Annotated in this window: 24 protein-coding genes; 5 read left to right on the top strand and 19 right to left on the bottom strand. The window is 52.8% G+C overall.

The window, feature by feature from the left end; all coding sequences use genetic code 11:
- Positions 1-28: 28 nt before the first annotated feature.
- The 3 genes from ACJ9Y9_RS11005 to ACJ9Y9_RS10995 all read right to left on the bottom strand — a co-directional run bounded on the left by ACJ9Y9_RS11005 (position 29) and on the right by ACJ9Y9_RS10995 (position 1,833).
- A complete protein-coding gene (locus ACJ9Y9_RS11005; protein WP_028017525.1) occupies positions 29-385 on the bottom strand; it encodes a DUF4440 domain-containing protein in 357 nt (118 codons plus the stop codon).
- Positions 386-478: 93 nt separating this feature from the next.
- Complete coding sequence (locus ACJ9Y9_RS11000) at positions 479-793, bottom strand: cupin domain-containing protein (RefSeq protein WP_028017526.1); 315 nt, start codon at positions 791-793, stop codon at positions 479-481.
- 128 nt (positions 794-921) lie between these two features.
- Complete coding sequence (locus ACJ9Y9_RS10995; protein ID WP_028017527.1) at positions 922-1,833, bottom strand: LysR family transcriptional regulator; 912 nt, start codon at positions 1,831-1,833, stop codon at positions 922-924.
- A 103-nt stretch (positions 1,834-1,936) separates the two neighbouring features.
- Between ACJ9Y9_RS10995 and ACJ9Y9_RS10990 the strand changes: the two genes are divergently transcribed.
- From ACJ9Y9_RS10990 to ACJ9Y9_RS10975, 4 genes are all read left to right on the top strand, one after another.
- Positions 1,937-3,145, top strand: coding sequence for an MFS transporter (locus ACJ9Y9_RS10990; RefSeq protein WP_028017528.1), 1,209 nt, complete (start codon positions 1,937-1,939; stop codon positions 3,143-3,145).
- A 129-nt stretch (positions 3,146-3,274) separates the two neighbouring features.
- A complete protein-coding gene (locus ACJ9Y9_RS10985; protein ID WP_028017529.1) occupies positions 3,275-3,835 on the top strand; it encodes a helix-turn-helix domain-containing protein in 561 nt (186 codons plus the stop codon).
- Positions 3,836-3,962: 127 nt separating this feature from the next.
- The gene (gene fabF, locus ACJ9Y9_RS10980) at positions 3,963-5,237 is read left to right on the top strand and encodes a beta-ketoacyl-ACP synthase II (RefSeq protein ID WP_028017530.1); all 1,275 of its coding nucleotides are present in this window, start codon (positions 3,963-3,965) and stop codon (positions 5,235-5,237) included.
- Between the two features lie 319 nt (positions 5,238-5,556).
- Positions 5,557-6,540, top strand: a complete 984-nt coding sequence (locus tag ACJ9Y9_RS10975; protein WP_028017531.1) for an MDR family oxidoreductase — start codon at positions 5,557-5,559, stop codon at positions 6,538-6,540.
- 50 nt (positions 6,541-6,590) lie between these two features.
- Here ACJ9Y9_RS10975 and ACJ9Y9_RS10970 read toward each other — a convergent pair whose 3' ends face one another.
- Together ACJ9Y9_RS10970 and ACJ9Y9_RS10965 are read right to left on the bottom strand one after the other, a co-directional pair.
- Entirely contained in the window at positions 6,591-7,247 is a 657-nt protein-coding gene (locus ACJ9Y9_RS10970) for a TetR/AcrR family transcriptional regulator (RefSeq protein WP_028017532.1), read from the bottom strand.
- 170 nt (positions 7,248-7,417) lie between these two features.
- Positions 7,418-7,900: a glutathione peroxidase gene (locus tag ACJ9Y9_RS10965; RefSeq protein WP_028017533.1), complete on the bottom strand. Its 483-nt coding sequence runs from the start codon at positions 7,898-7,900 to the stop codon at positions 7,418-7,420.
- 120 nt (positions 7,901-8,020) lie between these two features.
- Between ACJ9Y9_RS10965 and ACJ9Y9_RS10960 the strand changes: the two genes are divergently transcribed.
- Positions 8,021-9,742 carry a SulP family inorganic anion transporter gene (locus ACJ9Y9_RS10960; protein WP_028017534.1) on the top strand — a complete coding sequence of 574 codons (1,722 nt, stop codon included), beginning with the start codon at positions 8,021-8,023 and terminating at the stop codon, positions 9,740-9,742.
- A gap of 155 nt (positions 9,743-9,897) precedes the next feature.
- Here the strand turns inward: ACJ9Y9_RS10960 and ACJ9Y9_RS10955 are convergent, their stop codons facing one another.
- The 14 genes from ACJ9Y9_RS10955 to paaC form a co-directional block, all read right to left on the bottom strand.
- The gene (locus tag ACJ9Y9_RS10955; RefSeq protein WP_229255533.1) at positions 9,898-10,446 is read right to left on the bottom strand and encodes a hypothetical protein; all 549 of its coding nucleotides are present in this window, start codon (positions 10,444-10,446) and stop codon (positions 9,898-9,900) included.
- A gap of 182 nt (positions 10,447-10,628) precedes the next feature.
- Entirely contained in the window at positions 10,629-11,147 is a 519-nt protein-coding gene (locus ACJ9Y9_RS10950; RefSeq protein ID WP_028017536.1) for a DUF2569 domain-containing protein, read from the bottom strand.
- A 45-nt stretch (positions 11,148-11,192) separates the two neighbouring features.
- A complete protein-coding gene (locus tag ACJ9Y9_RS10945) occupies positions 11,193-12,605 on the bottom strand; it encodes a hypothetical protein (protein ID WP_028017537.1) in 1,413 nt (470 codons plus the stop codon).
- A gap of 135 nt (positions 12,606-12,740) precedes the next feature.
- Complete coding sequence (paaY, locus tag ACJ9Y9_RS10940; RefSeq protein ID WP_028017538.1) at positions 12,741-13,337, bottom strand: phenylacetic acid degradation protein PaaY; 597 nt, start codon at positions 13,335-13,337, stop codon at positions 12,741-12,743.
- A 9-nt stretch (positions 13,338-13,346) separates the two neighbouring features.
- Positions 13,347-14,279 carry a phenylacetic acid degradation operon negative regulatory protein PaaX gene (paaX, locus tag ACJ9Y9_RS10935; protein ID WP_028017539.1) on the bottom strand — a complete coding sequence of 311 codons (933 nt, stop codon included), beginning with the start codon at positions 14,277-14,279 and terminating at the stop codon, positions 13,347-13,349.
- Between the two features lie 80 nt (positions 14,280-14,359).
- Positions 14,360-15,676: a phenylacetate--CoA ligase PaaK gene (gene paaK / locus ACJ9Y9_RS10930; protein ID WP_028017540.1), complete on the bottom strand. Its 1,317-nt coding sequence runs from the start codon at positions 15,674-15,676 to the stop codon at positions 14,360-14,362.
- A gap of 26 nt (positions 15,677-15,702) precedes the next feature.
- The gene (gene pcaF / locus ACJ9Y9_RS10925) at positions 15,703-16,908 is read right to left on the bottom strand and encodes a 3-oxoadipyl-CoA thiolase (protein WP_028017541.1); all 1,206 of its coding nucleotides are present in this window, start codon (positions 16,906-16,908) and stop codon (positions 15,703-15,705) included.
- Positions 16,908-17,330: a hydroxyphenylacetyl-CoA thioesterase PaaI gene (paaI, locus tag ACJ9Y9_RS10920; protein ID WP_028017542.1), complete on the bottom strand. Its 423-nt coding sequence runs from the start codon at positions 17,328-17,330 to the stop codon at positions 16,908-16,910. The genes pcaF and paaI overlap by 1 nt, the downstream gene beginning before the upstream one ends.
- Positions 17,320-18,744, bottom strand: coding sequence for a 3-hydroxyacyl-CoA dehydrogenase PaaH (paaH, locus tag ACJ9Y9_RS10915; RefSeq protein ID WP_028017543.1), 1,425 nt, complete (start codon positions 18,742-18,744; stop codon positions 17,320-17,322). The genes paaI and paaH overlap by 11 nt, the downstream gene beginning before the upstream one ends.
- A 1-nt stretch (position 18,745) precedes the next feature.
- A complete protein-coding gene (gene paaG, locus ACJ9Y9_RS10910) occupies positions 18,746-19,534 on the bottom strand; it encodes a 2-(1,2-epoxy-1,2-dihydrophenyl)acetyl-CoA isomerase PaaG (protein ID WP_028017544.1) in 789 nt (262 codons plus the stop codon).
- Positions 19,534-20,301 (bottom strand): 2,3-dehydroadipyl-CoA hydratase PaaF, encoded by a 768-nt coding sequence (gene paaF / locus ACJ9Y9_RS10905; RefSeq protein ID WP_028017545.1) that lies wholly within the window; start codon positions 20,299-20,301, stop codon positions 19,534-19,536. Before paaF ends, paaG begins: the two co-directional genes overlap by 1 nt.
- Positions 20,298-21,368, bottom strand: coding sequence for a 1,2-phenylacetyl-CoA epoxidase subunit PaaE (paaE, locus tag ACJ9Y9_RS10900; protein WP_028017546.1), 1,071 nt, complete (start codon positions 21,366-21,368; stop codon positions 20,298-20,300). Before paaE ends, paaF begins: the two co-directional genes overlap by 4 nt.
- Before the next feature lie 7 nt (positions 21,369-21,375).
- A complete protein-coding gene (gene paaD / locus ACJ9Y9_RS10895) occupies positions 21,376-21,873 on the bottom strand; it encodes a 1,2-phenylacetyl-CoA epoxidase subunit PaaD (protein ID WP_028017547.1) in 498 nt (165 codons plus the stop codon).
- Positions 21,874-21,887: 14 nt separating this feature from the next.
- A complete protein-coding gene (gene paaC / locus ACJ9Y9_RS10890; protein ID WP_028017548.1) occupies positions 21,888-22,634 on the bottom strand; it encodes a 1,2-phenylacetyl-CoA epoxidase subunit PaaC in 747 nt (248 codons plus the stop codon).
- Positions 22,635-22,638 lie beyond the last annotated feature (4 nt).

Below are 22,638 nucleotides of genomic sequence, written 5' to 3'. Positions count from 1 at the left end.
AGCGAGGAGCGGACGTTGCGACCTGGATCTAAACGCGCTTCGACTCAGGCGTTCCCTGATGGAATACCAATTGCCATTGGCCATTTCCATTCATTTCCCAGCATGAAGAACGAAGAGAGGCATTACTACCATCTGGATCAAAAGTCCTATAATGCAATATTGCGAAATTATTTCTAACGATGATAAGTCTAAATTCGTCACTGTGTATTATTGAACCACCAACTTCAGTAGAAAGTGCCTCTATTGTTTCTGCCCGATCAACTAACATGCCAGATCGCGTTATCTCTCGAAATTCCTCATGAAGTATCTGTTCAAGCCATTTCCGATCGTTCCGCTTGTTATTATGAAGAGAGCATTCGAGACGTTTAAGTTTCTCAAGGAGCATAGTATTGTCCTGATTACATAGGGTCATTAATTTTTAGGACAATCAACGCTGGAAAGCCACGTCCGCCTTTGGCACTGAGCTGACATACTATCGTCAAGCAACGTCCGTTTCTGGTAAATCAATGATAACCAGTGTGCCAAAACTGCCGGGTTCTACCGTATGAGGAATACCCGCTTTCGCGACATAAAGCTGGCCGGACGTAACAGAGATTTTGTTTCCTTTCACACTCAGCTCCAGACGTCCATCAATAACCAGTAACCCCTCGTCGTACGCATGTACCTCTTCAATGACTGAGCGTTCATCCATGCGTAAAACTTTGAGATTTGCGGTGCCAATGCGGCCTAATACAGTAGAGTGCCAGCTCTCAGGTAATGCAATTGCTTCGGCTCGAAGGTCATAAAGCGTCATAATGTCACTCCTTTTTATGTTCGTTAATCACTCTTATGCCATACAAACTCGCTGTCGTCATATGACAAATATGGACAAACAAGTCGAATAAGATGCTAAACCCTTTGGCTATGCAACATTACCTTGTGTTACTCAGGATTTTTGCTCAATTTCTGCTGCATGAAATCAATGAGCGCTCGTGTTTTAGCAGGCAAATAGCGTCGTTCTGAATAAAGTGCAAACAATTGCAATGGCGCTGGCGATTGTTCAAACTCAACTTCGATTAACTGTCCATTGTTAATGTATGGCTGACAGGCTTGTTTCGAAAGAATGGCAAAACCGACACCTGCGACCGCCGCTCGCCCTGCCATTTCTCCGCTGTTTACCCGGTAATGACCTTTAACCTTAATGGTTTCAAATCCCCCTTTTTTATTAACAAACTGCCAGGGAGCACCTCTCAGTGCACTTACCGTTGTAATACAGGGTAACTCTTCAAATTGCTGTATCCGAGAAGGTGTACCATAACGCTGAATAACGGAGGGGGCTGCAACAATAGTGCAAGGGATAGTCACCAGATGACGGGCTATGTAGTCACAGTCATCCATTTGACCACGGCTAACGATAACAGCTAAATCAAGATCATCTCGCAGGGATTCAAAACCAGACAAATTTGTTACGCAGCTTATTTCCAACTCGGGATACTGGCAAGCGAAATCGGCAACAACAGAGCCCAGCAATGCAGGACCTATTTCATTCGGAATACAAATGCGTAATGGACCCTTGAGTTGCATTTGCCGTAACGTTAATTCTGTTTCAGTTTGCTCAAGCGCCTCCAGTAGTGGCTTAGCCCGGGCATAGAGTAAGTGCCCCGCCTGAGTAAGTTTCATATGTCGGGTGCTGCGCTCAATAAGCTGAAGATTCAGTTTGTCTTCTAACTGAGAAATACAGCGACTTACATTAGATGTAGGCATTTCAAGGAACTTTGAGGCCCCAATAAAACTTTCTCTTTCAACCACCGCCGTGAACACTTTAAGGGTATTAAAATCAAGAGCCGAACGCATCAACTATCCCAAAAATGATAATAATAAGTGCCATTTTTACCATCTAATGAACTGCATTGATAGTAGTTAAACTCGGGTATCTTTCATCCACAGGTTGCTTGCTATGCCACTGGTCAACACAATGTTTAATCATAAAACCCTTATACGAATAGCGATTGTAATGGCTTTTATCCAGTTCACTAATGCGCTGGAATATATGATGTTCAACCCTATTTTTGCTTTTATGGCCGCTGATTTCGCTGTCCCCGTATCATACTCTGGCTATGTATCCGGCATGTACACAGCTGGAGCCGTGCTGTCTGGGATTATCGCCTTTTACTGGATAGGTCACTTCAACAGGAAACGTTTTTTAATTGCCAATATGGCATTACTAGGCCTGGTGACACTTTTGACTACATTTACCTCCCATTTTAGCCTTCTGCTTATATTACGATTCTGCGCAGGATTAGTCGGAGGAACGACAATGGGGGTGGGTATCAGTATATTGATAAGCCACGCACCAACTAACTTGCGGGGGAAAATGTTGGCGACGGTGATTGCATCATTTTCGATAGTCAGCATTGCAGGAATGCCCACAATATTATTTTTGTGTACTCATTATGGCTGGCATATCGCTTTGTGGTTAATCAGTGCACTGTGTTTGTTGGCATTGCCGCTGATTGTTTCCATCATCCCTCAGGATCCCGTCTCTTTCGAGCCCACCCGCACACTCACTCTCGACGCTGATACTTTACTGTTTGCTTCCAGTAATGCACTTGTACAGTTTAGTTCGATGTTGGTCATTCCCGTTCTGGTGCCGGTAATGACACAGCAATTGAGCGCTTCGCAGGACCTGTTACCCTGGTTGTTCTTCGTTGGAGGGATGAGTGGGTATCTGTCTACAAAAATGACTGGCGCGTTAGCTTCCCGTATATCTGCTTTGATTTTGGCCTCAGGGTCAACCATCGTCTTTATCCTGAGTTTACTCATACCCATCCTGGGTTATCCGCATCCGGCTCTGTTCATTACTTTATTCCTTGGCGCATCTTACAGCCGTCTGGTTTCGACTTCGGTGGTGACGATTCAGTTTCCTGATGACAAACAACGAGCCGGGTTCGCTTCATTACAGACATCAATAATGTATTTGACTACAACAGTCGCATTTTTCCTCTCTGCTTACCTGTTACCAGGGTACGTCATGGCACCACGAAATATCAACACGTTGCTGGCAGCATCTGCAATTTTCGCATCAGTTTCCCCCATTATTATTGTTATTCTGCAAAAGAAACTGGCTAAACGTCTTATCCAGGCTGACCACCCCATCACTGACTAACATTTCATCTGTTTTTATCTGTGTGCTGAAACTGGATGCAACATTTTGATTTGCTCTCAAGTAACTTGCATTTTGATAGTTACTATGCCAATTTGCTTGCGAAAGCCACCTATTCATCCAGGTCAGCCCATGAAAAATGAACTGCTTTGCCACGCTCCCTGCCCCATCGCCCGTAGTCTTGGCCGTATTGGTGACAGCTGGAGCATCATGATCCTGCGCGACGCCGCTTCGGGTTTTACCCGCTTTGACGAGTTCCAGAAAAGCAGTAACGTCGCGCCCAATATTCTTTCGCGCCGTCTTAAGTCGCTGGTAGATGACGGATTGCTGGAGAAGATTTGCTACAGCAGTTCACCACCGCGCTACGAATATCACCTCACACAAAGCGGACGCGATTTTCGCATGGTTCTGCTGGCGATGGCGGAATGGGGAAGCCGCCACTTTTCACCCGAAGGCCGTCAGATGCAATTGGTGGAAAGTGAAACCCAGCGTTCTGTGGAGCCGATCCTGGTCGATAAAGCAACCGGTGAGGAGATTGTTACAGGCAAATACACCATGGTACCGGGACCCGCAGCCTCACCGATGATGAAATACCGCCACGAATATCTGCTGCGCAAACGCGAAGGCGATAGCGCGCAAAAATTCCAACCCGAACCTTACAGAGATGCCAGCCATGAATCCGACCTGAATTAGCGGGAGGAACGAAGCAAGGTATTTCCCGAAGTAATTGACCTCATCATGATCGGTTTTTTGATTGTCGCGCTGCTGGTTTCATTGCTGAAAAAGTCGCCGGCACATTACTCATACAGGAGAGTTGTTTATGGGCGTTTCAGCTAAACGCATTGTTGTAACCGGGATGGGGATTGTCAGCCCCCTGGGCTGCGGTGTACAACACGTCTGGCAGTCGCTGCTGGCAGGAAAGTCAGGTATTACAAAGCTTAGCGAGAAGTTGGTCGACGATATTCCCTGCAAAGTCGCTGGACAGGTTCCGTCCATTGAGAACGACCCGCTGCACGGCTTCGATCCGCTGGCAACCATTCCGGCCAAAGAACGTAAAAAGATGGATCGCTTTATCGAATTTGCGCTGGTTGCCGCGCGTGAAGCGCTGACGCAGGCCGGGTGGTCGCCTGCATCAACGACAGAACAAGATCGTACTGCAACGGTCATCGCTACTGGGATCGGCGGGTTCAGCGAGATCGCCAATGCGGTACATACGACGGATGAGCGCGGGCCGCGTCGCCTGTCTCCGTTCACCATCCCCTCTTTTCTTGCCAATCTCGCCGCCGGACATGTGTCAATTGCCCATGGTTTTCGTGGTCCCATCGGCGCGCCGGTCACCGCCTGTGCGGCAGGTGCGCAGGCCATTGGCGATGCTGCACGAATGATCCGCAGCGGCGAGGCCGATATCGCCCTCTGTGGCGGTTCAGAAGCGGCGATTCATCGCGTTAGCCTTGCCGGGTTTGCCGCAGCAAGAGCACTCTCCACCGCATCCAATGACCAGCCGGAAGCGGCCTCTCGCCCCTTTGACCGCGACCGCGATGGTTTTGTGATGGGAGAAGGTGCCGGGCTTATCGTGATTGAGTCGCTGGAGCATGCACTGGCGCGTGGTGCCACGCCGCTGGCAGAGTTGGTAGGCTACGGCACCAGCGCAGATGCGTATCACCTGACAGCGGGTCCGGAAGACGGTAACGGCGCACGTCGTGCCATGGAAATGGCCATTCGTCAGGCGGGTGTCTCAGTAAAAGAGATTGACCATATCAATGCCCACGCCACTTCGACTCAGGTAGGAGACAAAGGTGAACTGGCAGCGATTAAAAGCCTGTTTGGCACGCATCCCGTTGCTATTACGTCCACAAAATCAGCAACCGGTCATCTGTTAGGTGCAGCCGGCGGAATTGAGGCCATCTTCACTATTCAGGCGTTGCGTGACCAGATAGTGCCGCCGACGCTGAACCTGTCTCACCCCGATGAAGACGCGGAAGGCCTGAACCTGGTGGCGCTGGCGGCTCGTCCTCAGAAGATGAACTACGCGCTGTCGAACGGTTTTGGCTTTGGTGGCGTCAACGCTAGCCTGCTGTTGAAACGCTGGGAGTAAGGATCCAGTTCCCCCGCTGGCAAAGGCCGGCGGGTTTGGCCCGATAACCGCCCCGCTGATTATCCCCAACGCTATTTGAACAGAGTCTGACGTGTGTTTTGTTTCCCGGTTCACGTCTGAAACGAGCATACATAATCTGCATTCAGCTCCTCATTTTGATTCGAATCAAAAGCTCACCCGATAATGCGATGAATTAACAAACAATTCTTGAATATTGCTAAAACGCTGGGATAGTAGCACTGATTATTAGACGATCGGTCAATATTGAAATTATACTGCTGTTTACGGGTAGCCATACAACCAAACTTACGAGGTAAAAATGTTTAACTCATTATTAATCAACAAGAAAGAAGACCATTACTCTGCGCAATTTGTTGAGACAGCTGAAAGCGATCTGCCTGACGGGGATGTCACTGTCAACATTGACTACTCTTCAATCAATTACAAAGATGCCCTGGCTATCACCGGGCGAGGTCCTATCGTTCGTCAGTTCCCGATGGTGCCGGGCATCGATTTTGCTGGCACTGTGTCCGCCAGTTCGCATCCGGAATATCAGGTCGGTGATCAGGTTCTCCTCACCGGCTGGGGTGTAGGGGAAAAACACTGGGGCGGGTTGTCCGAAAAGGCACGGGTAAAAGGCGACTGGCTGACGCCGCTTCCGGCTGGCGCAAACAGTAAACACGTCATGGCCATCGGAACTGCAGGCTTTACCGCGATGCTGTGTGTTGACGCCCTGCTGAACCACGGTGTTAAGCCTGAAGATGGCTCGGTACTTGTTACCGGAGCCAGCGGAGGCGTCGGAAGTATTGCGGCCATGATCCTGGCGTCAATGGGCTTCCAGGTCACCGCGTCTACCGGTCGCCCGCAAGAATCCGAATGGCTTTATAAAACGGTCGGGGTCAATGAGATTATTAATCGCACTGAGCTTTCCAGCCCAGGCAAACCGTTGCAGAAAGAACGCTGGGCTGCCGCGATTGATACGGTCGGCAGTCACACGCTCTGTAATGCCTGCGCCGGAGTTCGCTATGGCAGTATTGTTGCGGCCTGCGGTATGGCCCAGGGTATGGATATGATGGGTAATGTGGCCCCGTTTATTCTGCGTGGCATTACGCTGAAAGGAATTGACAGTGTCATGTTCCCGAAAGAGAAAAGAGCGGCGATCTGGCAGCAGGCAATTACGTATTTACCAGAATCCAGACTGGATAGCCTGACCAGCGTATATCCGCTCAGTGAGGCCATCTCGGTGGCCGAAGCACTTCTTAGTGGCGGTATTCGTGGCCGGGCAGTGATTAAATGTAGCTAAATCGACAGGATTAACGTTCTCTTGAGGGGCTGCTATCAGCCCCTCTCTTTTTACTGTTCAGGTGCCACATCCTGCGAGGCCTGATAGCGTACAGACGTTTTGAAGTAGCTCCAGAAGTCGTACACAGGTTGGGTGGAACAATAAAGTTTGGCACGCATTACAGCCCCCTCCCAACCACTCCAGAAAATAGCGGCCAGTTGTTTATCATCCATATCAGAACATATTTCACCGGAAGATAATGCATCGGACAAACAGGTCGCCACAAGCGCTTGCCAGCTTTCAAGAATATCCTGTAGCTGTTTAATAAAGGAGGGAGGAAGCCCCGGACTTTCCTGCATCATATTTCCAACCAGGCAGCCCCGGGTGAAATTGTATTTTTTAATCCCGTCGCAGGCATCGTGTATAAAATTTTCCAGACGTAGCATGGGTGCGCAGGATGGCGCATGCAGATGTTTTTTTAGTTTGTGCTCGAAGAAACTGTCGTAAGCACTCAGAACGGTCTGGACGTATTCCTCTTTGCTCTTGAAGTAATAATAAAATGAGCCTTTTGGAACACTGGCATTTTTGACAATGGCATCGACTCCCGTCGAAAGAAAACCATTCTGCGTCAGGAGTTCAAGTCCGCTGCGGATCAGATCATTACGGGTATCTGCATAGGTGCTTTCTGTTTTTCGTGGTCTTCCCCGCCCGCGCGTTTCGCCGATCATGACGCATCTCCTGCATGTTTAAACGGCAAAGAATAAGTGATTTTACGCGACGGCTTCAATCAGTTTATCCCTTGCGGTATTGTATACGCCCCCCCTGTCAACGGGCGGTCATACTACCTGCCGTTTGCCGAAAGTACGCCAGAAGCAAATATCTCGAATAACGGGAACACTCAGATCTTGAGTGCAGCGAGGATAGAGGCTTCCATTTTCTCCGGCGTCGTGAACGGTGCAAAACGCTTAAGCGGTGTGCCGTCGCGACCTATCAGGAACTTCGTGAAATTCCACTTGATCCGTCCACCCAGCACCCCGGGCAATTCATTTTTCAGGTAACGAAACACCGGGTGCGCGGCGTTGCCGTTGACCTCTACTTTCTCGAACATCGGGAAGCTCACACCATAGTTGATATAACAGGTCTGCTCGATTTCATCAGCACCACCGGGTTCCTGCTTACCAAACTGGTTGCAGGGGAAACCCAGCACCACAAACCCATGGCCAGCATACTTCTTGTAGAGCGCTTCAAGGCCAGAGTATTGTGGAGTGAATCCACACTGACTGGCAGTGTTCACCACCAAAACCAGTTTGCCAGCATAGTCAGCCATTGAGATAACCTGGCCGCGCAGACTGGTAGCAGAAAATTGATAAAAGGTGGTCATATCGCGCTCCTGAGAGTAACAACTGCCAATGCCGGCAAAGCCTGGAACCATTTTAAAACAAAAATTTTATTTAGAAGCGTGCCATCATTACGTAGGTAAGATCAATATCCGGAGAAAAACGTGTTCGGAAAATTTTTATTAAACTACATGCCAGGGTTACAAAATTTATTAGCCTACGATAAAAGCTGGTTAAAACATGATGTTAAAGCCGGGTTATCCGTTGCGGCTGTAGCACTGCCCGTTGCTATTGCTTATGCTGAGTTGGCGGGTGTTGGGGCTATCGTAGGTCTGTATTCATGCGTTTTACCAATGATAGCCTATGCGCTGTTTGGCTCTTCACGTCAGCTTATTGTTGGCCCCGACGCAACGACCTGCGCGGTGATTGCCGCCGTCGTGTTTCCTCTTTCTGCCGGAAATCCCGAACTGCACTGGCAACTGACGATCGTCATGACATTGATGATGGGCGGATGGTGTCTGCTTGCCAGTAAATTTCGCCTGGGTGCCCTTGCCGATCTGCTTTCTCACCCTATTCTGACTGGCCTGCTTAATGGCGTAGCCGTGACGATTATTGTCGGGCAATTAGGCAAGGTTTTCGGGATCAAGCTTGATGAAGCGCAGGTTATTGAGAAAATTCTTGCCTTACCGGGCCGAATTTCAGACAGCCATTTATTAACCTTAGGAATATCCATTTTAACGTTAGCGATTTTAATGGCGATCAAAACGTTTCGCAGCCACTGGCCCGCACCGTTGATTGCCATCGTGATTACGACGTTTCTGGTATGGGGGACATCTGCGCAACAGTATGGTATTGCCACTATTGGGGGGGAAGGCTTCCAGCCCGGTTTACCGGTCGTTAACTGGGTGGCGTTCCAGCCGGGCCCGATGCGTGATTTAGTGATCCCGGCGCTGAACCTGGCTTTGGTTAGTTTTGTCAGTCTGATGCTGACCGCCCGCAGTTTTGCCGCGAAAAATGGCTATGAAATTAATGCTGATGCAGAGTTCAGAGCGCTGGGTATTGCGAATATCATGTCGGGGTTATCTCAGGGGTTTGCTATTAGTGGGGCCGATTCCCGGACCGCGGTTAATGATTCCACTGGAGGAAAAAGTCAGCTGGTATCCATTGTCGCAGCCTTAATCATTGGAGTCGTATTACTCTTTTTCACCCAACCCTTACAATTTATTCCGGTCTCTGCCTTAGGCATTGTTCTAATGTATGCGTCGTGGTCATTAATTGATTTGCGTGGGCTATGGAACCTGAGACGAAGAAATAAACAGGCATTTCGCCTGGCCTTTTTCACGTTTGGCTGTGTTTTAATTATCGGCGTAATTCAGGGGATCGGCCTTGCGGTGCTGCTTGGCCTGTTACAGTTCCTCCGTACAGTCTTTCGCCCCTCTGAGCATTTACTGGGAACAGACGAAAATGGCATGATCCACTCATTAGGGAATACCACCGATATTAAAATGGTTCCGGGCGTGCTGATGTATCGATTTAACTCACCGTTGACCTATTTTAATGTGGCTTATTTTAAACGCCGCGTGTTGAACTTAGTTGAAGGCGCAGCAGAACAGCCTAAATGGGTGGTCATTGATGCCGTTGCCTGCTTCACGTATTCAGATATCAGTGTCCTGGCAACCATTAATGAGCTAAAGCGTGACCTGAAGGGTCGGCAGATTAAGCTCATCCTTGCGGGCAGGAAAACGGAATTAACACGCTGGTTCAAAGAAAGTCGACCAACTATCAATGATGATGAAATGATTCTGGCGCCAGACCTCTATCTGGCACTCCGCTTCATTCAAAGCAAAGAGACTGCGAGTGAGGGTGAAACCGGTAGTGTTATATAACCCCAAACGGGTTGAAGGCGAATATTACCAGAATTTTCAAAGGGCTGCTGTCGCAGCCCTGCGATAAAGCGGAGAGAAGGATGTTACTATATGTCGCACAACCAACGGGTGGTACATCACTTCATTCTATAATGTCGTCACACCAGGTGAAGGATTCATCTAAAGCTCCACTGTGCTGTAATGACAAATACGGATGGAATTATAATACCCACATCCATCCCAAAATAAGACGTAAAATTGTATTGAAATCCATGGTATATGTAGGGAGAAAAGCCGATTCCTGTTACTTTTTTGAAATCATGGTATGACCCATGGTCACCACAATCACTGAAAGCATCAAAGAAAAACTCACCGACGTATCCATATATCCCTTTAAAAACCCAACCGTTATCCCACCCTGCCCAGTCTCTTCTGACGCCGGCAGCCAGACATCTGTTATCAAAGCTGTTTTTCATTGTGCCTAGCACAAAGCTATATTTCGAATCATCCGAGAACTTCCTCTCCACGGATATAAAGTTATTCTCAAAATTCTCAGTATATTGTCCGTGATTGTTTGTAAGATGATAGACGTATGAACCCGTGTTTATTGAGTACAGGTTTATTTCATCTGCAGAACAATGCAATGCAACCAGATAAAAACTTCCGCACCACAACCATGCGAGGTATCTTTTCCAAACTGTCTGTTCATGTGGACTATTATCCATAATCACTCACTTTGGCTAACGCGCTGAAATTGCGACGTTTTATCTTCGGCTTATTGCTGTACAAATTTTAGCATACTTTCGGATATGTGGGAGACACCCAATATTGGTTGGGTTGCTGAGATGACCTCCCAACAACGCCAAAAAATATTGCTTCCCTATCGTGTACTGGCGGCCAGCCTCGTCTACCAAATGAACGTCTTTTTAACCCGAACGGAGGTACGGAAGTACGGGATCCAGATACAAGCGTATATCACATGCATAATAATAGGCATTATCTGAGCCATATTCAGGGAGATCTGCGGAAAGATGTAAGAAGTGGCGACCCTGTCAATTAGCATCAGAGCGATACCCGAAACAAGCAAAGCACAATAAGCCAGAGGTAACTCTTTCTTTTTCCGCAAAAACAGAGAAACAATATAGATGATAAAGAGCAGGAAAACTAAGTTAATCCCACTAGCAACAAAGAGATAGGTCGTCTGGGAGAGCGGAAGACGACCTACCGTTTCCATCCCGGCACTTAACGTTACTGCCATAGAGTTAAAGTAGGCGTAAGCGATAAACAGCATATTGATAAATGGCAGATATAACAAACCACCTATTTTGCGATATCGTTTTTCTTCGCACTCAGAACAATATTCAAGATGCTGTGGGATCTCTTTATCACATTTAATGCACGTCCACTGAAACGCTGAATTGGTCATTTTATGTCCTTATTTCATAATGGCTCGGTAAGGCCTGGTTATTGATTATCGCGTCACACTCACATTTTCCAGCGTCACCAACCTTTCAGGCTTGTCACCCAGTTGCTGAGCAACAGGGACGAATATATTGAGATCCTGCAGCCAGGCTAATTTGCTCCTGTTATCCGGTTGCCCCTCATTACTTTCATGACACTCAACTAACAAATATTTCCCACTAAACTCAGGTGCGATACGCTGCGCATCCCCTTCCCCCGTCACTTCACAGCGCATCGCTGACGATGTGACTTTCTTATCCGCATCAATATTTTCCAATTTAGCCTGAAATTTTTGACCCTGTACTAACGGGAAATGCAGATCCGTCTGCAATGTGTTGAGCAACATGGCACCGCTACTGATGGACATGGCGAATTTCAGTTGCAACAGATTAGCCAGCGTTAAACGTTGAACCGTCCAGATGCCATAATCTTCCAGCTTACGTATATAACCATCCGATTGCGCATCCAGCTGGACTTTAATCTTACCGAGCGCGCTGACTTCGGTGTAACGAACCTGTTTAAAACGCGGCATCGCCCAGGATTTGATCAATGCCTGCGCCTGGCGATCAATAGCAGCAGAAAGGGGGTATTTGCTCAACCATTGCGGATTATTATTGCTCAGATCGGGCATTGAGGGCCCCATCAACGTGGATGCTGACTTGTTCACCGCGGGTACAAAACGCCCTTCAGCGGTGAACGTTTTGCCTGCAGGTAGCTGGCAGAGTTGCTCAAAGCGTTGTGCCTTTTGAGCGTCAATCTTGAAGCTACTTTTGCGGCGAACAATATCAGCCGTGATGAGTGAGTCCGTTACGCGACCCTGGCCATCGAAGTTCATTGCAGCGACAGCGTCGCCCTGATGGGTTTTACAGTTATAGAAATAGTGCTCAATCTTTAATTCAAGCGGCGCGTCATAAGGCGGTTCCCAGATGATATCGGCAAAATCATATCCCATGCGTACCGTTAAAATGTCGCCAACGCGATGAATGCTGTTAACATCGACAAGATCGGTAATGCCCGTTGCAGACGTGGCTGATAATCTTTCCCACAGAGGTTCTTTTACCGGTAGCTGGCAGATCTTACGGATATCCTCTGCCGTCATCAGCTTATCATCCTGTGCTGACGCATACCGCATGTAGCTGTCGCCGTAAAAACGGGCTTTGGTTAACCCTTCATCATCCAGTAAATCCTTGTACAGAAGCTCGGACTTACCCTGCTTACAATCCACTGAACGCCATTGTTGCGCTGTTTTGCCGTTATTGAAGTTTAACGACACCATATAACTCACACGATCGTGGATGCGGGTAACAGACAAGGGGTTGATGCCGCCGCCGATAAGTTCAGGCTTTTCAGCGGCCTGAGCAAAAGAAAACGGCAACAGAGAAAGTAAAAACAGAGGGCGTAGTAAAGGCCGTGCGTAATGCATACATGTTCCTTCATATATAACCAGAGAAAAAGATTATCGGCACCAGGGATTAAATAATTAGCCTCATTTAATTGCAACTGTACAGATAACCGCAGCATGGGTCGGTTCCATCCGCCCCTGCTTCAAAACCTCACCTTACACCGCCGACTTCGGCCTTAAATTCTCATCAAACGTCAGCCGTTTCCGCCCAGGCTCCACTTCACGCAGCGGTTCTACCTGGTGCATGGTCAGCTTGCAGCGCTCCACCAGCACCTGATATTCCCTTGTACCCTGTTTTTTCCACGCCAGTTCTTGCTCGCTCAACTCGCGAATCGCTTTGGCCGGGCTGCCAATAATCAAATGCCCTGCGGGCATTTCCGCTTTCGCCTTCACAAATGCCGCCGCGCCGACGATGCTGTTTTCACCAATCACCGCGCCGTCCATCACCACAGCGTTCATTCCCACCAGTGCGTTACGGCGGATAACACAGCCATGCAGAATCGCGCTGTGGCCGATATGTCCGTCCTCTTCCACCACCGTGTCCTGTTCAGGGAAACCATGCATCACGCAGTTATCCTGAATGTTCGCGCCATCTTTCACCACAATACGGCCAAAATCTCCGCGCAGGCTGGCGTTCGGGCCGACATAAACACCTTTCCCCAGGATCACATCACCAATGAGTACCGCCGTCGGGTGAACATAGCTCTCGTCAGGTACGACCGGCGTCAGACCATCAATTTGATAAACAGGCATCCTCACTCCTTATGTGCTCGTAAGACCACCAAAGCGTTGATAGTAGAGCGTGCCGGGCACGGGCAGTTCACCGACGGAGGTTTCGCCTTTCTCACTGACAAACGCCAGCGCCCCCGGTGCCACACGCTGATAAATATTGATGCAGAGCTGCCGGGCGCTTTGCCCGGCCCAGTGCGCTGGCAGTAGCTCTTCCGGCAGCAATGGGTCTTTCAGCACCACACGACGATAAAAATGGATAAGCAACAGCTGGATCTGGAAACAACGCTCTGGCGTCAGCTCCTCTGGTGTCGCCTCTTTCAGCAGCGGCAGCAGCGGTCGGAACGAGCTAATAAACGTTTCGTACATCGTGTTTTGTTCGGTCAGTTGCCAGCACTCTTCCACCCGCGAACGCAGCGCAGCGCGGGATAAAGCCAGCGGCGAGTGAGCTTCAAAGAAGATGACGTTTTCCGCCACGCCAGCATCATGAAGCAGGGACTGCACATCCGCCAGATGCTGCGATGGCGAGGCCATCAGGCTCGGCGCCAGCGTGCCAAACCCCTGCCAGATCAGCTGTTTTTTGACGTCAGCAAGCGTGGTTTTGTCCAGGCCTTCAGAGAGCAGCAATAACCATTTTCCGTCCCAGGCGGGCAACTCCGCGCGATAGATCTTATTCTCCGCGCGGCGGGTTAAGCGTAGCCCTTTGTCGCTCAGGCGATAAAAGCTGCGGCGTCCAATGCGCGAGACGTCAAGCCAGCCCTCTTTGTTAAGGCGGAATAACGCAGTTCGCACGAACCGTTCGCCGAACCCCATACCCTCCAGTAATGCCGCCAGGCTTCCGAGCCAAATCTCGCCCCCGCGATGGGAAAGCGCGTCACCGTATAATGAAGAGATAAGGGATGTCCCGCTGACCGGAACGGAGCTGACTGCGTGCTGGATGAAGGCGTCGAGTTTCATGTGATTCATTCTGTTGTAATTTTTGTCCCGGATGAATCATAGCATAGTTCTGCATTCCCTCTCTCCGGAGGAGAGAGGGAAGAAGAAACTCAGCCGTTGGCCGCGACTTTACGCAAATCAAACACCCGGCAGGCTTTCCCCTCTGAGCGCGGGATACTGCCGCAGTTAACGATCATCACGTCGGTTGAAATCCCGACCATGGATTTAATGCGGTGGCGCAACTGGTGGCACACCTGGCAACGCTGTTCGTGCGTCAGCGTCAGGCTGCTCTCTTTCAGCTCCACCTTCACGGAAAGTGAATCAAGATGTCCGCGACGGTTCACCTCCAGCTGGTAATGCGGCGAGAGATGTTCGAACTTCACAATTTCCTCTTCCAGCTGCGACGGGAAGACGTTGACGCCACGGATGATCAGCATATCGTCACTGCGACCGCTGATCCGGTCCATACGACGCATACTGCGCGCGGTTGCTGGCAGCAGGCGTGTCAGGTCACGGGTACGGTAGCGGATCACCGGCAGCGCCTCTTTCGTCAGCGTGGTAAACAGCAGTTCACCCTGCTCGCCGTCATTAAGCGGCGTGCCGTCGTTCGGGTTGACGATCTCCGGATAGAAATGATCTTCCCAGATGGTCGGACCATCAGCAGTTTCGATACACTCCATCGCCACGCCGGGGCCCATCACTTCAGAAAGACCATAAATATCCAGCGCTGTGATCCCTAGCCGTTTTTCAATCTCACGGCGCATGGCCTGCGTCCACGGCTCGGCGCCGAACACGCCCACACGAAGAGAACAGGTACTGGCATCGCCGCCCATCTGGCGTTCCAGTTCTTCAATCAGGTTAAGGCAGTAGGATGGCGTCACCATGATCATATCTGGCTGGAAATCCCGGATAAGCTGCGCCTGCTTCTCCGTCTGACCACCCGACATCGGGATCACCGTTGCGCCTAAACGTTCCGCACCGTAATGCGCGCCCAGACCGCCGGTAAACAACCCGTAACCATAGGCTACGTGAATTTTGTCTTTTGCACTGCCGCCCGCGGCGCGCAGGGAGCGGGCCACCAGATTGGCCCAGGTGTCGATATCATTTTGGGTATAACCCACCACCGTTGGCTTGCCGGTAGTGCCTGAGGAGGCGTGAATACGCACTACCTGCTCCATCGGTACGGCAAAGGTATCGAACGGATAGTTATCCCGCAGGTCCTGCTTGGTCGTGCACGGGAATTTACGGATATCCGCCAGCTCTTTGAAATCGTCAGGGTGAACGCCCGCTGCGTCAAACTTGCGTTTGTACATCGGTACGTTGTTATAGGCATGGTGCAGCGTCCATTTCAGACGCTCGGTCTGAAGGGCCTGTAATTCGTCAAGGGATGCTGTTTCGATCGGGTCAAGCTTTGTTGTATTTGTCATTGTAGGGTACTCACATTGTTATTCGCTCAAACACGCTCAAGGATCATGGCAATGCCCTGACCCACACCGATGCACATCGTACACAGCGCATAGCGTCCGTTGCGTCGATGCAATTCATTGCTTGCGGCCAGCGCCAGTCTGGCACCGCTCATCCCCAGCGGGTGGCCTAACGCAATAGCGCCCCCGTTCGGGTTAACGTGAGCGGCATCATCGGGTAACCCTAACTGACGCAGCACGCCCAGCGCCTGCGAAGCAAAAGCTTCGTTAAGCTCGATGACGTCCATATCGTTGATACTGAGTCCGGCTCGCTCCAGCACTTTGCGGGTGGCAGGTACCGGGCCTAAGCCCATCAGACGCGGTTCCACGCCTGCCGTCGCCATCGCCACAATACGCGTACGCGGGACTAATCCCTGCGTGAGCGCCATCTGTTCACTGGCGACGATCAGCGCCGCTGCGCCGTCGTTCACGCCAGAGGCATTCCCCGCCGTAACCACCCCATTTTTACGAAACGGTGTTTTCAGTCCGGCAAGCTGTTCAAGTGTCGTATCCGCCCGTGGATGTTCATCCACGCTACATTCCGTTACCGCGCCTTTTTTACCCGGCACCAGCACCGGCACAATCTCCTGCGCCAGAATACCGTTCTGCTGCGCCCTGGCGGTTCTCTGCTGGCTGCGTAGCGCAAAAGCGTCCTGATCGGCACGGCTGATATTTAACAATTCAGCTACATTCTCTGCCGTTTCCGGCATACTGTCAGTTCCGAAGTGCTGATGCATGAGCGGATTCACAAAACGCCAGCCGATGGTGGTATCAAAGATCTCTGCCTGACGCTGAAACGCGGCGGTGGCTTTCCCCATCACAAACGGCGCGCGGGACATGGACTCCACGCCGCCCGCCAGCAACAGATCGCCATCGCCTGCTTTAATAGCGCGGGCTGCAAAGCCAATCGCGTCCAGCCCCGAACCGCACAGGCGGTTAATGGTGGTGCCGGAAACCGTCTGCGGTAATCCTGCCAACAGGGACGACATGCGCGCCACGTTGCGGTTGTCTTCCCCCGCCTGGTTGGCGCAGCCGAGGATCACATCATCAATCCGCTCCAGATCAAGCTGCGGATAACGCGCCAGCAGCGCACGCAGCGGAACGGCCCCCAGATCGTCAGCGCGAACTGCGGAAAGTGCGCCGCCGTAACGCCCCACGGGGGTTCGTACGCCATCACAAATAAATGCATCACGCATCAGGCTTCTCCTGTCACACTGCCGCCAATGCGGTGCGATTTTCCGCGAAAAAGGGCGACGGTTTTCTGTTGTTGATTCTGAATTTCAATGTCATACACGCCGGTGAGTTTGCCCTGATGCTTTACCCGCGCGATGGCGGTCAGCGTATCCCCGGCAAAGCCCGGACGCAGAAAATCAATCGAGCAACCGGAGGCGACCGCCGCCAGCCCCTGGCTGTTGCAGGCGTAGGCAAAGGCGGTGTCCGCCAGCGAGAAAAGCTGTCCACCGTGACAGGTTTTATGGCCGTTAAGCATCTGTGGGGTGATGGTCATCGTCACCACCGCATAACCTTCGTCCATTTCAATGATGTCGATTCCCAGCGCCTGCGCGCAGGCGTCCTTTTCGTACATCGTGCGGGCGTTATGCCAGGCGTTAGGACTCATAGCTACTCTCCAGAAGCGCACGCTGGCGCAGCAGTGAACAGGGACGATAACGTTCTTCACCATAATGACGTTGCAGGTTCTCCAGCAGCGTCAGCAGACGTTGCCAGCCCAGACGCTCCCCCCAGGCAATCGGACCGCTCGGGTAGTTCACGCCGAGGCGCATGGCGGTATCAATATCCTTCTCGCTTGCCACCCCTTTTTGCAGGGCATCCAGCGCTTCGTTGGCAATCATCGCCAGCGTGCGCCAGACCAGCATGCCCGGATAATCGGCAATTTGTACGACCCGTTTGCCCTGCTGTTGCAGGTACCAGATGGCTTTCAACGTCGCGGTCTGCGGGTTGCTGGCTGCCGCCGCAATCACCGCCACATCGCGCTCAATACGGTCAACCATCACCACCGGACAGTTAAGGCGCAATGCCAGCGCCTGAGCGGTTTCACCCTGCGTTTCCATCAGGTACACATCGTCAATTTCAGTGACGCCGTCACTTTTCTTTTCGATGCGCATCGGACGATAACTGTCATCCACGGGCTCAACCCACTGCACGTCGGGTTTATCCCCTTGCCAGTCGTAAACGCCCTTTCCGCTTTTTTTACCGAGTCGCCCCGCCAGCACCAGCTCCTGCTGGACCAGCGAAGGCAGAAAACGGCGTTCCTGCCAGAAGGCGTTAAACACCGAACAGGTCACGGCAAAGTTAACGTCCTGACCAATCAAGTCTGTGAGTTCCAGTGGCCCCATCGGGAAACCGCCGCCTTCGCGCAGTGCGGCGTCAATCACTTCCGGCGCGGCCACATGTTCTTCCAGTGCGCGCCAGGCTTCAGAGTAGAACGGACGTGCAACGCGGTTCACGATGAACCCCGGCGTTGACTGGCAGCGAACGGGTTGTTTCCCCCAGTTGAGCGCCAGCTCGCACAGCGCATCGGCCACTTCCGGAGAGGTCGCCAGCCCGCTGACCACTTCCACCAGCTTCATTACCGGTGCCGGGTTAAAGAAATGCAGTCCCGCCACGCGCTCCGGGTGGTGCACGTCGGCCGCAATCGCGGTAACTGAAATAGACGAGGTGTTACTGGTCAGCACCGTCTGTGCCGGGCAGATCGCGGCCAGCTGTGCAAACAGCGCCTTTTTCACCTCCAGACGCTCAGAAGCCGCTTCAATCACCAGATCTGCCGCCGAGAGTGCCTCGATATCGGTCACTGGCAGCAGTCTGACCAGGATTTGGCTACCGGCATCTGCGGAGAGTTTTCCCCGCGTCACCCGGGAAGCCAGACGCTGGCGAATGCCGTCAATGGCGCGCGAGATCGCATCTGCGGAGATGTCGTATATCAGGACGTGGTGACCATGGCTGGCCGCGACTTCGGCAATTCCGGCACCCATCGTGCCGCTGCCAATCACGGCGACAGTGCGTATGTTCAACATCTTATTTCCCCGTAAAGTTCGGCGCGCGCTTTGCCAGGAAGGCGCTGACGCCCTCGCGGTAGTCGTCGCTGCGCCCGGCCAGGCGTTGATAGTCGCGCTCGAGATCGAGTTGCGCATCGAGGGTGTTGGTTTCCGCTGCGTTGATGGCCTGCTTGATCAGCCCCAGACCAAACGTCGGCTGTGAGGCAAAATGCAGCGCCATCTGCTGTGCCGTGGCGGAAAGCTGCTCGTCGTCCACCACCTGCCAGATCATCCCCCAGGCCTGCGCTTTTTCGGCGCTGAGTTTGTCCCCCAGTAGCGCCAGCCCCATGGCGCGAGCGCGTCCGGCAACGCGCGGCAGCAGCCAGGTGCCGCCGCAGTCCGGGACTAACCCAAGCTTGCTGAAGGCCATCACAAAGTTGGCGGAACGCGCCGCAATGACCATGTCGCATCCGAGCGCCAGCGTAGCCCCGGCACCGGCCGCCACGCCGTTGACCGCGCAGATGACCGGCTTCGGCAGTTTTGCCAGGCGGCGCACCAGCGGGTTGTAAAACGTCTCCACAGACATGCCCAGATCCGGCGCCGGGCCGTTGGGGTCAACATTGCGGTCATTCAGATCCTGACCGGCACAGAAACCGCGTCCTGCCCCTGTGATCAGCAGACAGCGGATGGTGTCATCACGCTCGGCCTGTTTCAGGCACTCCGAAAGCTGCTGATGCATCACGTCGTTAAAGCTGTTCAGACGCTCCGGGCGATTCAGCGTAATGGTCATTACGCCTTGCTCTACGTTACTCAGGATAAATTCCACAATTAGCGTCCTTTAAAGTCGGGGGTGCGTTTCTGTAAGAAGGCATTGATTCCTTCCCGGCGGTCTTCGGTCGCGGAAAGCAGCGTAAAAAGCTGACGTTCCTGTGCCAATCCTGCCTGCAATGGCACTTCCTGAGACTGGCGCAGCGCCTGTTTCGCGGCCTGCAATGCCAGCGGCGAATGACGCGCCATCAATGCCGCCTGCTTCAGGGCATACTCCAGCGTCAGGGAGACCGGGAACACATCGCTGACCAGCCCAGCACTCAGCGCCTGTTGCGCGGAGAGACTTTCCCCGGTCAGCACCATTTTGCTGGCGAGGGATTTACCCACGCTGCGAATGAGGCGCTGCGTGCCGCCCGCGCCAGGCATAATCCCGAGGGTGATTTCCGGCAGACCGAAACGCGCGTTATCCCCGGCGATCACCACGTCGCAGAGCAGTGCCAGTTCACATCCAGCCCCCAGCGCGAAGCCGTTCACGGCGGCAATCAGCGGTTTGTTAAATGCGTCTATCCGCTTCCACAGCTGCGGACGGATATCGTTCAACGTGGCCGGCAAGTCTTTATCTGCCATTTCGTTGAGATCCGCCCCGGCCGCGAAGCAACGCTCGTTGCCATAAATAACGCAGGCAGAAATGCCGCTATCACAGGCCGCCGCCTCAAGCTGTTCCGCAATCTGCGTCAGCAGCGAATTGTTGAGGGCGTTGCGTGCCGCCGGACGGTTCAGCGTCAGCTGCAACACGCGGCCATGGCGGGTGACAATCAGTTCGCTCATGCCATCCCCTTCGCGTCGAAATCGACGATCACGTCAGCGGTTAACGGCAGCGACTGACAGCTCAGCACATACCCGGCGGCCAGTTCGTCCGGCTCCAGGCTATAGTTGGTCACCATGTCCACTTTGCCGCGCAGCACTTTACATTTACAGGTGGCGCACACGCCGCCTTTACAGGCATACGGCAGATCCGCCCCCTGGCGCAGTGCGGCATCAAGAATACTTTCATCGTCCGCCGTCAGGGTGATTTCACGGTCACGGCCGTCCTGACGAACGGTGACTTTCTGCCCCTCCGCCTGCACGCTAACCGTGCGTTTAGCCGTAGAGCCTGGCGTATTAAAACGTTCCAGATGGATGGCTTTTTCCGGCATCCCCAGCGCTTTTAATGTGCTTTCGGCCTCATCCATCATCGCCGACGGACCGCAGATAAACGCTTCGTCGTACTGGCGGAAGTTGATCAGCGTTTTCGCCAGTGCCTGCAGTTTTTCCCCGTCAATACGACCATGGAGAAGATCGCTGTCCAGACGCTCCTGGCTGAAGATGGAGACCAGCTGCAGCCGCTGCGGGTATTTGTCTTTCAGGTCCGCCAGCGCCTGGCGGAACATCATGCTCTGGCTGCTGCGGTTGCCGTAAATCAGGGTGAAATGACTGTTCGGTTCGGTGGCAAGCGTTGCGGATAAAATCGCCAGCATCGGGGTGATCCCGGAGCCTGCGGCAATCGCCAGATAGTGTCCTTCACGTTCCGCCTGCGGCTGGTAGCCAAACTGGCCCTGAGGAACCATCACCTCCAGCGCCATACCCTGTTTAATCTGATCCCGGGCATAGCGGGAGAATCGTCCGCCCTCGATGGCTTTGACCGCCACGCTGATCTCACCCGGTGCGCTACTCCGGCAAATGGAGTAACAGCGGCGCAGTTCATCCCCGCCCAGTTTCGTTTTCAGGGTCAGGTGCTGCCCCGGACGAAAGCGGTACGCGTCCTGTAATTCCTGCGGCACCGCGAAGGTGATCGTTACCGCATCACGGGTTTCGGGTTCCACTTTTGCCACTGTTAATGAATGAAACGTTGTCATGGCAGCCTCAAATACATTTGAAATAATCGAAAGGCTCACGGCAGGTGTTGCAGCGATAGAGCGCTTTGCAGGCCGTTGAACCAAATTCACTGATAAGCGAGGTATCGGTGCTCGCACAGCGCGGACACGTCACCTCAGCGGGCGCATGGGCATGGCAGCTGTGGCCGACCGGCGGGCTGATGCCATATTCACGCAGACGCTCGCGGGCATCGGCGGTCATCCAGTCGGTGGTCCAGGCGGGTTCAAGCTGGAGCACAATATGAACCGGCGTAAACCCGTGTGCGGTCATCGTTTCGCGGATAGCACCCAGCAGGTGTTCCGTCGCCGGGCAACCTGAGTAGGTCGGCGTGAAGCCAATGACCCAGCCTTCACCTTGCGGTGCGACGCTTCGCACCATGCCCAGATCGGTGATGGTTAACACGGGCACTTCCGGGTCCGGGATCTGGCTTAACAGCGACCAGATCTGCGGGATCTCCGCAGGTGCAATCTCAGCAAAACGCTGCATCATGACCTCCGCTATTACCACTGTTGACCCGGGTACGCGCGCTGGAGATATTGCATTTCCGCCAGCATCGGGCCCAGATGTTCGGTATGTAGCCCTTTCTTGCCTCCGGTGCGATACGCCACTTCGTCGGGTACCTTCAGGTTGGCTTCTGCCAGGCCGGCAAACACTTCGCTTTCCCACGGCTGGCGCAAGGTGCGCGGGTCAACCGCCACGCCGGAGGCAATCAGCTCCAGCTCAACGTCATCGGCTTCGAACAGTTCGGCCGTAAAGCGCCACAGGTTATCGATGGCCTGCTGCATTTTTTGCGCGGAGGTTTCGGTGCCATCGCCCAGGCGCACCAGCCAGCCACGGCTAAAGCGCAGATGGTAGCGCGCCTCTTTAATGGCTTTTGCGGCAATGGCGGCAAGCTGACTGTCGCTGCTGTGTGCAAGGCGTTCATATAGCGCCACATTCCAGGCATCCATCAGGTACTGACGAGCAATCGTGTCGGCGAAGTTGCCGTTCGGCTGCTCCACCAGCAGTAAATTGCGGAGCTGACGCTCGTCACGCCCAAATGCCAGCGTGTCTTCATCGCCCTGACCTTCCAGCTCCGCGGCATAGGTCAGGAAATTGCGCGCCTGACCCAGCAGGTCGAGACCGATATTGGCCAGCGCGAGGTCGATCTCAAGCTCCGGTGCGTGACCGCACCAGGCGCCGAGACGCTGCGAAAGCACCAGACCGTTGTCGCCCAGACGAAGGGCATATGCAGTGACTGTTTTCATCCCC

This window comes from Enterobacter sp. CPE_E1241 (assembly GCF_045618265.1).
GTDB classification, from domain to species: Bacteria; Pseudomonadota; Gammaproteobacteria; order Enterobacterales; family Enterobacteriaceae; genus Enterobacter; species Enterobacter adelaidei.
This window is presented reverse-complemented; position numbering and strand designations above follow the sequence as displayed.